Consider the following 12,511-nt stretch of genomic DNA (forward strand, 5'->3'; position numbering starts at 1 on the left):
TTGAGCTGGGAAGAACCGGGGCGAAGAGGTCGCCGAGGTCGAGGTGCGCACGCGACAGAGCCCGTGACCGGGCGGTAGGCGCGGTGCCCGCGGCCTCAGATCCTCACGTCAGCTGCCCCCAGGGGTCGGCGATACGACCCGGACACACTACCCGAAACACGACCGACGGGCAACGTCCCGGGCGCGATGGGCGGCCACGTTGACCCGGTTCGCGCAGGTCAGGGAGCAGAACCGGCGCCGCCCGTTACGCGAGGTGTCCACATAGACGGTCTCGCACCCCGTCCGGTCGCACCGCCCGAGCCGCCGCCCGTCGGAGAAGCACACGGCCATGGCCAGCCCGCCCGCGGTGGTGTCCTTGGCCCTGGAGACGATGTCGGCCTCGGCGGAGAAGAAGTGCAGGTGGGGTTCGAGGCCGTCGTGGGTGCTGATGTGCGGCCTGGACGCGGTGATCTCCAGCAGCTCGTTGATCAGCCGCACCTGGACGCCGAGGTCGGGCTCCCCGAAGACGGGGGCCAGCCGGCGCGCCCAGGCCGCCAGCTCCGCCGCCTGGGCCGGGGTGACGTCCGTGCGCCACATGGCGTTGGCCGTGAGCGTCTCCCGCACCGCGGCCGGGCTGAAGTCGCTCGCGTTGACCAGGGCCGCGGCGAGTTCGGCGCCGTTGCCGCCGTAAGTGTTGAAATGCACAAGGTCATTACATCAGGTTGGAGTCATGCATCCCGGAGAGCCGCACGACCCCTTCGCCCTGACCCTCGTCTCCTCCCACCGCACCTCCGAGGGCCTGGTCTCCTACCTGCGCTGCGCCTGCGGCGCATGGGAGGTGCGCACGTCCAGGACGGTCGCCAGCGCCGGCCCGCCCCCGGCCGGCGGCAGGTCGATCACGGCCATCGACTGATCCGGCGCACTCGTCCTAGAGTCGGCGGCACACCCCTCAGGAGGTCAGGCATGTCCAGCATTCCCTCCCTGCTGCGCGACCGGATCGCGGCCACCCCCGACGCCGAGGCGTACCGGGTGCCGTCGGGCGAGGCGTGGACCTCCCTGTCGTGGAGCGAGGTCGGCGAGCGCGTCCGCGGACTGGCGCTGGGGCTGTCCAGGCTCGGCGCGGGGCCCGGCAGGCGCGTGTCGATCCTCTGCTCGACCCGGCTCGAATGGATCCTCGCCGACCTGGCCGTGCTCTCCACGGGCGCGGCCACCACCACCATCTACCCGTCGAACACGGCCGCCGAGTGCGCCTTCGTCATCACCGACTCCGGCAGCACGATCGTCATCGCCGAGGACGACGAGCAGGTGGCCAAGCTCAGGTCCGTGCAGAAGGAGCTGCCCGACGTCACGCGCGTGGTGGTCGTCGACGGCTCGGCGAGCGACGACGGCTGGGTGGTCACCCTCGACTCGGTCGGCCAGGGCGAGCGCGACGCGCCGGACGACTACGACGCCCTGGTGGACGCCATCGCCCAGGACGACCTGGCCACGCTCATCTACACCTCCGGCACCACCGGACGTCCCAAGGGCGTCGAGCTCACCCACGACAACTGGCTGTTCGCGGCCGGCTCGGTCCGCGAGATCGGCCTGCTGTCCCCCGCCGACCTGCACTTCCTGTGGCTGCCGCTGTCCCACTCGTTCGGCAAGCTGCTGGAGGTCGTGATGATCGACATCGGCGTGCCGACCGCGATCGACGGCCGCCTCGACCGCATCGCCGACAACCTGGGGGCGCTGCGCCCGACCGTGATGGCCGCCGCGCCGCGCATCTTCGAGAAGATCCACAACACGGTCGTCGCCACCGTGCGCCGCGAGGGCGGGGTCAAGCTGCGCATCTTCGAGTGGGCGCGGGAGACCGGCCTGCGGGTCAGCCGGGCGCGGCAGCGCGAGGCGGCCGTCCCGCTCACCACCCGGGTCGAGCGCGCGCTGGCCGACCGGCTGGTCTTCGCCAAGCTGCGGGCGCGCTTCGGCGGCCGGATCCGGTTCTTCATCTCCGGGGCCGCGCCGCTGTCGCGGGACGTGGCCGAGTTCTTCGACGGCGCCGGCCTGACGATCCTGGAGGGGTACGGCCTGACCGAGTCGTCGGCGGGCAGCTTCCTCAACCGTCCCGAGTCGGTGCGGTTCGGCACGGTAGGCCCGCCGCTGCCGGGCACCGAGGTCCGCATCGCCGACGACGGCGAGATCCTCATCGGCGGGCGCGGCGTGATGCGCGGCTACCACGGCCTGCCCCAGGAGACGGCCGAGGCGCTGGCGGACGGCTGGCTGCACACCGGCGACATCGGCGAGCTCGACCAGGCCGGCCGGCTGCTGATCACCGACCGCAAGAAGGAGCTGATCAAGACCTCGGGCGGCAAGTACGTCGCCCCCACCTACCTGGAGGGCCGGATCAAGGCCGCCTGCCCGTTCGCCTCGCACGTGTTCGTGCACGGCGACCGCCGCAACTACGTGACGGCGCTGGTCACCCTCGACATGGACGTCGTGCGCCCGTGGGCCGAGGCCGAGTCGCTGCCGGCCGACCCCGAGGCGCTGTGCGGGCACCCGCGCATGCGCGAGGAGGTCGACAAGGCGATCCGGCAGGTCAACGCCGACCAGGCCAGCTACGCCACGGTCAAGAAGTTCGCGATCCTGGCCGGCGACTTCACCGTGGAGACCGGCGAGCTGACGCCCAGCCTCAAGATCAGGCGCAAGGCCGTCGAGGAACGCCACGCCGACGTCCTCGACGGCTTCTACGCCGACTGACGACGCCCGCCGACCGACGGCGGCGGGCCCGAGGACCCGCCGCCGGCCGGCGAGCCTGGCGCCGGGGGCCGTCGTCTCACTCCTGGCCGGAGGGCTTGCGGAACTGCTCGATCAGCGCCGTGTAGCCCGCGCCGCCGTGGCCCGCCGCGACGGCCCGGCCGGCCAGCTCCCTGATGAAGCGCGGCAGCGTGGCGTCCACGCCGTGCGACTCGCTCTCGCGCACGAGGTGGTCCATGGCCGCGACGTGCGTGTCGAGGGTCGAGTCGGTGGCCGGGTGCGCGCCCTCGTCGATCTGCCGCGCGTAGTCGGCCAGCCAGCCGGCCACGGTCTCGACGCCGTTCCGCGCGACCGGGGCGAACGCCGCCGCCTCCACCCCGGCGGCCCCGAGCAGCGCGGCGCCCTGGAGGAAGCCGTTGAGGATGTTCCACATCAGGCTCAGCACCCCGACGTCGTAGAGCGCCGACAGGCCGTGGTCCGCGCCGAGGTACGTCGTCGCCCCGCCGAGGCTGCGCAGGGCCGGCTCGTGCAGGTCGAAGGCCGATCGCGGGCCGCTGTAGAGCAGGGCGGCCGCCGGGGTGCCGATGGCGGCGGGGGTGGTCATGATCGCGCCGTCGAGATAGGCGCCGCCGTGCCGGGCCACCCGCGCGGCGGTGTCGCGGGCCTCGGCGGAGGTGCCGGAGGTGAGGTTGACCAGCACCCGGCCGTCCAGGGCGGCGCCCAGCGGGTCGAGCACCTCGCGCACGGCGTCGTACCCGGTCAGGCAGACGACCACGAGCGGGGCGGCGGTCACGGCCTCCAGCGCCGACCCGGCCCGTACGGCGCCCTGCCCGGCCAGCCGGTCGGCCTTGGCCGCCGTACGGTTCCAGACGGTCGTCGGCCGGCCGTCGCGCAGGAGCGCCCCGGCCAGCGCCTCCCCCATCAGCCCCAGGCCGAGGACGGTCACGGGGGTACGGCTTTCCTTCGTCATCACAGTCGCTCTCCCAAAAGAGGTGGTTCAGCAGCTATGGGAGAATCGTCAACGTTCAGACCGGTATGAAGGTCAAGGGGGACGGCCGTGCTGATCGGTGACCTGAGCCGGCGGACCGGCGTCCGCCCGCACCAGTTGCGCTACTACGAGGCCCAGGGCCTGCTGGAGCCCAGCCGCCGCGCCAGCGGCTACCGCGAGTACGACGACGGCGCCGTGCTGACCGTGGCCCAGATCAGGAAGCTGCTCGACGCCGGGCTGTCGACCGACGAGATCGCGTACCTGCTGCCCTGCGTCACGGGCCCCGACCCCGATCTGGTGCCCTGCCCCGAGCTGCTGGACACGCTGCGCGCCCGGCTGCGCGGCCTCGACGAGCAGATCGACACGCTCAGCCGCTCCCGGCGCGCCCTGCGCGGCTACCTGGAGACCACCGAACGGCGCGCGCCGGCCGATGAGGCCGGCCGGGCCCCCGCGGGAGCGCGGCCGGCCTGATCGGGAGCCGGGGAGGCGGTCAGCAGGACAGGTTGCCGCCGGGGGCGACGCCGAGGATCTGGGTGAAGCGCTGGTAGGCGTTGACCCGGCTCTGCACCTGGCCCGGGTTGCCGCCGTTGCACTCCAGGCTGCCGTTGATGCTGCGGATGGTCTCGCCGAAGCCGCGGCTGTTGACCATGGCGTCGTGCGGGGTCATGGTGCCGGGGCCGTTCTGGGTCATCCAGTACCACAGCGCGGTCTTCCAGGCCACGGACGCGTTCCGCTCCACCTGCCAGGGGTCGTTCAGCAGGTTGATGCCGAGGGCGTCGCCGGCGGCCTTGTAGTTGAAGTTCCAGCTCAGCTGGATGGGCCCGCGGCCGTAGTAGGCGGCCTGCCCGGCCGGGCAGCCGTAGGGCTGGGTCGCGTCGCAGTAGTGCGGGTAGTTCGCGGTGTTCTGCTCGACGATGTAGACCAGCCCGCCGGTCTCGTGGCTGACGTTGGCCAGGAAGGCGGCGGCCTCCTGCTTCCTGACGGTGGCCGAGCCGGTCCCGGCGAAGGCGGGGAAGGCGGCGATCGCCGTGGTCAGGCCGCTGTAGCTGTAGAAGGAGTTGCGGCCGGGGAACATCTGGTCGAACTGCGCCTGACTCACCACGAAGCCTCCCGGGTCCGGCGGGTCGGTGGGCGTGCCGCCGCCGTCGCAGGCGTACGGGTCCCAGTACCAGGTGCTGATCACGGGGTCGTAGCCGGGATTGTCGTGGACGGCGATGTAGTAGTTGCCGTCGGTGTAGCGCACGATGCTGCCGGTGGCGTAGTACCGGCCGGCCACCCAGTTCGGGTGGTCGCAGCCGGGCGTGGGGGTACCGCCGCCGCAGGCGCCCTGGTCGGCCCAGACCGCGGCGGTGCCGGGGGTCTCGTTCTGCGTCCACCACCTGGCCGACCAGTTGTGCCCGCCTCGGGACACCACCGCGCCGCCGTTGTAGGCCGTCGAGGCGTTCCACGGCGTCGCGCACGTGGCCGCCCCGGCCGGCGGGGCCGGCACGACGGCCGACAGGACGCCCGCCACCAGCAGCGCGGCGGCGAACAGCGTCAGGCTCCGGCGCACCCCGATCACTTCCCTTCACGGAATCTCTTAAGAAAGTTTCCTAAGAGTTAGCGCGATGGTGGCACGCCGCCGAGGGCCCGGCAAGGCCCAAAGTCAAGCCCGCAGTCAGAGAACGCGCCTGGCCCCCGGCAACGACCGGACCGCGTACGCCAGCCCCCAGCACAACGGCAGCGACACCGCCAGCACGAGGGCGAACTTGACGACCGCCGCCGCGTGCAGCCCCCGCACCGCCCAGGCCACGGCGACCAGCACCAGCGGGTGGATGACGTAGACCGCGTAGGCGTTGCCGGCCAGGAACCTGCCGCGCGGCCCCTGCTCGGCGAACCGCTCCCTGAACAGCACCGTCAGCCCGACGATCATGCCGACGGCGACCACGGACTCCCACAAAGCCATGGCCGCCGACGCCACCAGGCCCGTGGTCAGGCTCGACACCGGCAGCAGCACCAGGCTCGCCACGCCCGTGACGGCGAACCCGGCGCGGGCCGCCCGCCTGGGCAGCGCCTCGAACCAGCCGCGCCGGAAGGCGACCACGCCGGCCGCGAACATCGCCGCGTACTGCGGCAGGAAGTAGGGCGTGGGCAAGCCCAGCACCGGCACGTACGTGCCCTGCGGCACCGGGACGCGCCACAGGACGGTGACCGCCGCCAGCCCCAGGGTGAACAGCACGACGCCCTTCAGGCTCGGCGCCCCGGCCGCCTGCCCGCCGGACCTGCCCGCACGCCGCCACCACGCGTAGATCAGGGCGAAGACGATCAGCACCTCGACGAACCACATCGGCCCCGGGTCCCACGAGACGACGTACCACTTCCAGAACGGCATGCCGTGGTCGCCGAGCGTCAGCAGCGGCCGCAGCAGCAGGACGAAGACCAGCAGCGGCACCCCGAGCCTGACCAGCCGGTCGCGGACGAACGCCCGCCCGCCCTTGCGGTCGTGGGAGCCGGGGGTGAAGAAGCCGGAGATGAGGAAGAAGAACCCCATGAAGAACGCCTGGTTGAAGACCACCAGGAGGTCGAGCGCCACCCCGGAGGGGTCGGTGGCCGGTTCGTCGTAGTACCAAATCGGGATGTTGCCGTACGTGACGGCGACGTGATGGGCGACGACCAGCGCGGTCAGCAGCACGCGCAGGTTGTCGACGGCCAGGAGTCTGGTGCCGGTCTCGGTCTTCATCGCCTGCATGCCCTCTCGAACAGGTCGGCCAGCTCCGCGGCGTGCGCGTCGAGGTCGTGGTCGGGGTTCGCCACCCAGTAGGCGAACATGTCGTCGATGGCGGAGAAGTGGGTGATGGCCATGACGCGGCGGTCGAAGTCGCGGAACTCGCCGCTGGACTGGCCGTAGGCGTAGATCTGCTCCATCAGCTGGTAGAGCTCGTCGTTGGCGTTGACGCCGTAGCGCGGCTCCCCGTCGGCGGTGCGCAGGTTGTAGAAGATCTCGCCGAGGGCCTTGAGCCGGGTGCGGTGGTCGCGCATGTGCTCGGCGACGGCGAGGATGTGCGTGCGCACCATGGCGGTGGGGCCTTCGACGCCCTTCATCCGCGCCATGACGTGTGCGGCGATCTCGCCGTAGACGCTGTTGACCACCTCCTCCATCAGCTCTTCCTTGCCGGCGAAGTGGTAGGAGATGACGCCCTTGCTGATGCCCGCGTGCTGGGCGATGCGCGCCAGCGACGCCTGACCGAACCCGACCTCGGCGATCACCTCCACGGCCGAGGCGATGATCTGCGCCCGCCTGGCCTCCTCGATGAACGAGCGCGCCTTCTGGCCGCCCGACTGATTTTCTGACCGCATGGCCAAAATCTAGCACAGGCGGCCAGAAACGCGGGTGGGTCAGGGGTCGCACAGGGGTCGGAAACCGCGAGAGGTCAGGGACCGCGCCGGGGTCAGGCACCGCGCCGGGGTCAGGGACCGCGCCGGGGTCAGGACAGGCGGTCGCGGTAGACCTCTCTGGCCTGGTCCAGCAGGGCGATGTGGTCGGCGAGCTGGCCGGGGGCGGTCAGGCGGGCGTGCGACCTGATCAGCTCCTCCAGCAGGTCCAGCCACTCCAGGCACCAGCGCACGTCGTCCCGCCTGGCCACCCGGCGGCCGGCCAGGTCCACGTAGACGGGGCTGGTCAGGGCGTAGCCGGTGCCGGTCATGGTGCGCGGGTGGGGGTCGCACACGACCTCGGCCAGCACGTACGTCGGCTCGTCCACGCGCAGGTCGGCCGTCACGGTCAGGCGTTCCTCGCCGTCCGGGCGCCGCTCGCCGGCCGGGCGCCGTTCGCCGGCCGGGCGCCGTTCGCCGGCCGGGCGCCGTTCGCCGGCCGGGAGCCGTTCGCCGGCCGGGAGCCGTTCCGCGCCCGCGCGCACGCCCTCGGCCGTGCGGACGCGCACGGCGGCCACCTCCGGGCCGATCGCGGTGGCGGTGACCCGGACGAGGTCGCCGGGGCGGGCGTCGATGACGTGGCCGGGGCCGTGCCCGTCCACCGTCAGCTCCAGCCAGGGGCCGGTGGTGGCGAACGTGCGGCCCGCCCGTACCGCGTCGGCGAACGCGCGGGCGGTCAGCTCGCCCTCCACCCGGGCGTAGACGCGGGCCCAGCCGGGCGGGTTGGACTGGTTGTCCGAACGCGTGAAGGAGATCATCGAGTCGGTCCCGGCGGTGACGGCGAGCCGGTTGCCGGCGCCGATCAGCCGCCGGTAGACGGCCGCCGTGGACGGGATCGAGGCGTGGGTGAGCACGTCGAGGCTGTCCACCAGGCCGAGCGCGGCGTCGGCGACCAGCTCGCGGGCGGCGCAGTTGCGCGGCGCCGGGGAGACGACGGCCCTGGGCGGGTCGCCGTCGGCGAGCGGCGTGGCGAAGGGGTGGCTGTAGCCGAGGACCGCGCCGAGGCCGCGCAGCTCGCGCAGCCCCTCGGCGTTCGGCGGCCAGTCGGCGTCGCCGGCGAACCCGGTGTGGAACCGGCCCGGCGCGCGCTCCGGGGCGAAGGCGTAGACGTGGCCGAGCAGGTCGTTGCGGTACTCGACGCCCATGCGGGCCAGGTGGGTGGCGTCGGACCAGGGCAGGTCCTCCCCCGCCCAGTGGTCGAGGGCCTCCCGGTCGTAGACGCGCGGCCCCGAGACGTTCCCGGCGAGCAGGTTGAGCACGTGCAGGTCCTCGCCGAGCTGGGCGGCGGCCGCGTCGGCGGGCAGGCCCACCAGGTCGCCGGCCCAGTTGAGGTGGACGTGCAGGTCTCCGCCGTACCAGCCGCGGGCGGCGGCGTCGTAGAGGCGTTCCGGGGTGAGCCGGACCACGCGTTCCTCGCCCGGGGCCAGGGTGACGTCCAGGGCGGACTCGGTGTACTCCATGCCGCGGGTGACGGTGATCGTCAGCGGTTCGGCCGGGACGTCGAGGGTGCGGCCGTCACCGTGGAAGTAGGGCCTGCCGTGGTAGTCGTGCCGGGCCGGGACGCCGGGCGGGTACCAGCCGCGGCCGTCCCCGGAGGCGACGCTCCACCGGCACGGCTCCCCCGCCACCAGCGTGAGCCGGGCGGCCGGGACCGGGCGCAGCAGGGGGTCGAGGCGGACGCGCTGCCCGTCGGCCACGATCACGCTGCCGGCGTCGGCCTCGACCAGCCAGGCCCCGTGGGGGGCCAGCTCGCGGCGGGCGCCGTCCACGCTGACCGGGCAGGGGGTGTCGCGGGAGGAGTCGACGAGCAGGAAGACCTTCTCCGCACCGCGCCCGGAGGGCGACGGCGGCGCCTCGACGGCCGTCGCGGGCCGGGCGTCCGCGACCGGCACCGCGCCCACCCCGCGCGGGCCCGGGTGCGGGCCCTGGTGCGGGCCCGAGTGCGGGCCCGGGTGCGGGCCCGAGTGCGGCTCTCCCGGGGTCAGGACGGTGATCGGCGCTCCGCGCAGCTCGATCCGGTCGGGGCCGACGCGCAGCGCGGTCAGGTGCGGCGGCAGCTCGCCGGCCAGGACGTCGCGCAGCACCCGGTCGTAGTCGGGCTCGGCGAGGTGGGCGGCCAGCCGGTCGATCGGCTGCCCCGGGTGCAGCCGCGCGGCCTCCTCGAAGGCCAGGCGCCAGAACGTGCCGAACAGCGAGGGCGGCAGCACCCTGCGCCGGGCGAAGAACTTCACGTAGTGGATCTCCGGCTCGCCCCAGGTGATGCCGTGCTCGGCCAGCAGGCGACCGTACTCCTCCAGGGCCTCCGCGACCGTTCCGGGCAGCATCGGTTCCGCACACATCTGCGCATCTCCCCACGTCGGTTGCGCGACATCGTGACATGTCCCGCTCAAGCCGTCGGATCGGAGATGACGCTGTGGATGGGGATATTTCTCCCCCGGGCGCAAGTCTGTTCCTCCGAGGAGTGGAGAGCTCCCGGCGCCCGCAGCCGGACGTCAGGGCCACTCGAACACCGACAGCCGGACGTCAGGGGCGCTCGAACAGCCACGGCCGGGCGTCAGGGCCGTTTGAACACCGACAGCAGGCGGTCGGCGGCGAGCGCGGGGGTCAGCTCCCCCGCCAGCACCTCCCGCTCGACCTCTGCCGTGATCGCCGCCACCTCGGGGTCGTGACGCAGCTCGGCGAGCAGGCGGTCGCGGACCAGCGTCCAGGTCCACTGGACCTGCTGACGGCGGCGCTTGGCGGCCAGGTCCAGCGAGTCCTGATGGGCCAGGATCCGCCGCCACAGCTCCTCCAGACCGTCGCCGGTGAGCCCGCTGCAGGTCAGGACGGGCGGCGGCCCGGCGTCCGAGCGGAGCATGCGCAACGCTCCGGCCAGCTCCCTGGCCGCCTTCCTGGCCGCGAGCTCGTACTCGCCGTCGGCCTTGTTGACCGCGATCACGTCGGCCAGCTCCAGCACGCCCTTCTTGATCCCCTGGAGCTGGTCGCCGGTACGGGCCAGGGTGAGCAGCAGGAACGTGTCCACCATGTCGGCCACGGCGGTCTCCGACTGCCCGACCCCGACGGTCTCGACCAGCACCACGTCGAACCCGGCGGCCTCCACCACGACCATGGCCTCCCTGGTCGCCTTCGTGACGCCGCCGAGCGTGCCGGAGGTCGGCGACGGGCGGATGAACGCGGCCGGATCGACCGACAGCCGGGCCATCCGGGTCTTGTCGCCGAGGATGCTGCCGCCCGTCCTGGTCGAGGAGGGGTCGACGGCCAGCACGGCCACCCGGTGCCCCTGGCCGGTGAGGTACGTGCCGAGCGCGTCGATGAAGGTGGACTTGCCCACGCCGGGCACGCCCGAGACGCCGACCCGGCGGGCCCGGCCGGACAGCGGGGTGAGCTCGACGAGCAGCCGCTGGGCCAGCGCCATGTGGTCCGGTCTGGTCGACTCGACCAGGGTGATCGCGCGGGCGATCCACGTACGGGAGCCTGCCCGTACGCCTTGGGCGTAGTCCTCCAGCGAGCGCACGCGGTTCACCCCTTTCTTCTCATTGATCAGCCTAACTTCTGACAAGTCCGGTTATTTGCCAGTAAGGTGCTGGAGTTCTGATCACAGCCGTCACAGGAGTCACTCCCCTCATGCCCAACGTCGAACCCCTCCGCGAGGGCGACCCGGCGGCGGTGGGACCCTACCGGCTGGCCGGGCGGCTCGGCGCGGGCGGCCACGGTGTCGTCTACCTCGCCCGCGGGCGCGACGGCGGTCCGGTGGCCGTCAAGGTGCTCGCCGAGGGCGTCACCGCCGGTGAGCCGTTCGCCAGGGAGATCGCCGCCGCGCGTGCCGTGGCGCCGTCCTGCGTCGCGCGGGTGCTGGACGCCTCGGTCAGGGGCCGGCCGTACGTCGTCACCGAGTACGTGGACGGGCCCTCACTCCAGGACGCCGGCGCCCTGCGCGGCGCGGACGAGCTGCGGCGGCTGGCGGTGACGACCGCGACGGCACTGGCCGAGGCGCACCGGGCGGGCGTCGCGCACCGCGACTTCACGCCGTCCAACGTGCTGCTCGGGCCGGACGGTCCGCGGGTGACCGACCTCGGCGTCTCGGCGGCGTTCGGGACGGGGGTGAGCGCGACCGGGGCCATCACGGGCACGCCCGCGTACATGGCGCCCGAGCAGCTCTCGGGACGGGAGGCGGGCGCGCCCGCGGACGTGTTCGCGTGGGCGTCGGTGATCGTCTTCGCGGCGACGGGGATGCCGCCGTTCGGCGAGGACTCGCTGCCGGCGGTGATCAACCGCATCCTGCACGACGAACCCCGCACCGGCGACCTGCCGCAACCGCTGCTCGGCGTGGTCCTCGCCTGCCTGGCCAAGGACCCCGCCCGCCGCCCGCCCATGGCCGACGTCCTCCGCCACCTGCTCACCATCCCCGCCCCCACCTCCGGCCCCTCCCCCCACCCGGCGCCATCGGGATCCCGACCCCACCCAGCACCGTCGGGACCCCCGACCCACCCGGCACCCGCCGGAGCGTCACCCCACCCGGCACCCGCCGGCCCCTCGCCTCGCCCGGCACCCGCCGGAACGCCGACCCGCCCGGCGGCCCCCGGGGCGCCGGCTCGTCCCGGGCCCGCCGCAGGGCCGGGGGTCGCGTCGGGGACCACCGGACTGCGTCTGGTCGCGGGCACGCCGCCCCTCCCCCACGGGGGATCGCCGGACCCACAGGCCCCGGCCCCACAGGCCCCCGCCCCACAGGCCGCCACGCCGGGAACCGCGCCCAAGGTCAAGGTGCGGCGGCGGGTGAAGACGGCGATGGTGGCCGGGATCTCCGGGGTGTCCGTGCTGGTGTTGTCGGGCGCGATCGTGTGGCTCACTCCCTCGACGCCCACGCCCAAGGCCACCCACGTGGCCGACGTGACCACCGCCCCCACCCCCGCGCCCACTCCCGGCACCGCGACCTCCCCCACCCGACGCCCACGACACACCCGCACACCGGTCCCCGGGCCGCAGGACGAGAGCACCTCCGGCGCCACCCCGGCCCCCGACCGCCTCACCCTGGCCTCCCTGCGCCCGTCCGGCGGCACCAGGAACGGCGACTGCTGGGACGGCGCGGTACGGCTCCAGGCGGCGGTGACCAGGACCGGCGCCCCGGTAACCCTCCGGTACACCTGGATCGTCGACGGCACGGTCACCGCCCGCTCCTCGGCCACGGTCGCCGAGGACGCCCCCCGCCACCTGACCTCGCCGACCGCGCTGACGACCGCCGGCCCCCACAGCGTCACGCTGCGGATCACCGCGCCGGTCACCCGTCAGCGCACCGTCGCCGTCACCATCTGCGACGACGCCCTCTGACCCGGGCGAGCCGCCCGAAGGGTCACGGGCGGCCGGTGCCCCGCCGAGCCGCCCGCAGCGCTACGGGCGGCCGGTGAG

11 protein-coding genes are annotated in these 12,511 nt (G+C 73.6%); 4 read left to right on the top strand and 7 right to left on the bottom strand.

From position 1 onward, the window contains the following. Positions 1-147 precede the first annotated feature (147 nt). Entirely contained in the window at positions 148-684 is a 537-nt protein-coding gene (locus ACFYUV_RS19075) for a CGNR zinc finger domain-containing protein (protein ID WP_358293235.1), read from the bottom strand. Positions 685-709: 25 nt separating this feature from the next. Here ACFYUV_RS19075 and ACFYUV_RS19080 point away from each other — a divergent pair, with 25 nt between their 5' ends. After that, positions 710-892 (top strand): hypothetical protein, encoded by a 183-nt coding sequence (locus ACFYUV_RS19080; RefSeq protein WP_352354135.1) that lies wholly within the window; start codon positions 710-712, stop codon positions 890-892. Between the two features lie 50 nt (positions 893-942). Further along, positions 943-2,712, top strand: coding sequence for an AMP-dependent synthetase/ligase (locus ACFYUV_RS19085; RefSeq protein WP_387669948.1), 1,770 nt, complete (start codon positions 943-945; stop codon positions 2,710-2,712). Positions 2,713-2,788: 76 nt separating this feature from the next. Here ACFYUV_RS19085 and ACFYUV_RS19090 read toward each other — a convergent pair whose 3' ends face one another. Continuing rightward, the gene (locus ACFYUV_RS19090; RefSeq protein ID WP_387669950.1) at positions 2,789-3,679 is read right to left on the bottom strand and encodes an NAD(P)-dependent oxidoreductase; all 891 of its coding nucleotides are present in this window, start codon (positions 3,677-3,679) and stop codon (positions 2,789-2,791) included. Positions 3,680-3,766: 87 nt separating this feature from the next. Between ACFYUV_RS19090 and ACFYUV_RS19095 the strand changes: the two genes are divergently transcribed. Further along, positions 3,767-4,168 (top strand): MerR family transcriptional regulator, encoded by a 402-nt coding sequence (locus tag ACFYUV_RS19095; protein WP_352354129.1) that lies wholly within the window; start codon positions 3,767-3,769, stop codon positions 4,166-4,168. 19 nt (positions 4,169-4,187) lie between these two features. Here the strand turns inward: ACFYUV_RS19095 and ACFYUV_RS19100 are convergent, their stop codons facing one another. The 5 genes from ACFYUV_RS19100 to meaB all read right to left on the bottom strand — a co-directional run bounded on the left by ACFYUV_RS19100 (position 4,188) and on the right by meaB (position 10,631). Further along, positions 4,188-5,249 (bottom strand): glycoside hydrolase family 19 protein, encoded by a 1,062-nt coding sequence (locus ACFYUV_RS19100; protein WP_387669951.1) that lies wholly within the window; start codon positions 5,247-5,249, stop codon positions 4,188-4,190. Positions 5,250-5,354: 105 nt separating this feature from the next. Next, entirely contained in the window at positions 5,355-6,416 is a 1,062-nt protein-coding gene (locus ACFYUV_RS19105; RefSeq protein WP_387669952.1) for an acyltransferase, read from the bottom strand. Next, on the bottom strand, positions 6,413-7,033 hold the full coding sequence (locus ACFYUV_RS19110; RefSeq protein ID WP_387669953.1) for a TetR/AcrR family transcriptional regulator: 621 nt from the start codon (positions 7,031-7,033) through the stop codon (positions 6,413-6,415). Before ACFYUV_RS19110 ends, ACFYUV_RS19105 begins: the two co-directional genes overlap by 4 nt. Positions 7,034-7,161: 128 nt before the next feature. Then, positions 7,162-9,447 carry a CehA/McbA family metallohydrolase gene (locus tag ACFYUV_RS19115; protein WP_387669955.1) on the bottom strand — a complete coding sequence of 762 codons (2,286 nt, stop codon included), beginning with the start codon at positions 9,445-9,447 and terminating at the stop codon, positions 7,162-7,164. Positions 9,448-9,662: 215 nt separating this feature from the next. Continuing rightward, positions 9,663-10,631 (bottom strand): methylmalonyl Co-A mutase-associated GTPase MeaB, encoded by a 969-nt coding sequence (gene meaB / locus ACFYUV_RS19120; protein WP_352354119.1) that lies wholly within the window; start codon positions 10,629-10,631, stop codon positions 9,663-9,665. 101 nt (positions 10,632-10,732) lie between these two features. Here meaB and ACFYUV_RS19125 point away from each other — a divergent pair, with 101 nt between their 5' ends. Beyond that, positions 10,733-12,433: a protein kinase gene (locus ACFYUV_RS19125; protein ID WP_387669956.1), complete on the top strand. Its 1,701-nt coding sequence runs from the start codon at positions 10,733-10,735 to the stop codon at positions 12,431-12,433. Positions 12,434-12,511: the final 78 nt, after the last annotated feature.

This window comes from Nonomuraea sp. NPDC003560, from assembly GCF_042878785.1.
Lineage (GTDB): Bacteria > Actinomycetota > Actinomycetes > Streptosporangiales > Streptosporangiaceae > Nonomuraea.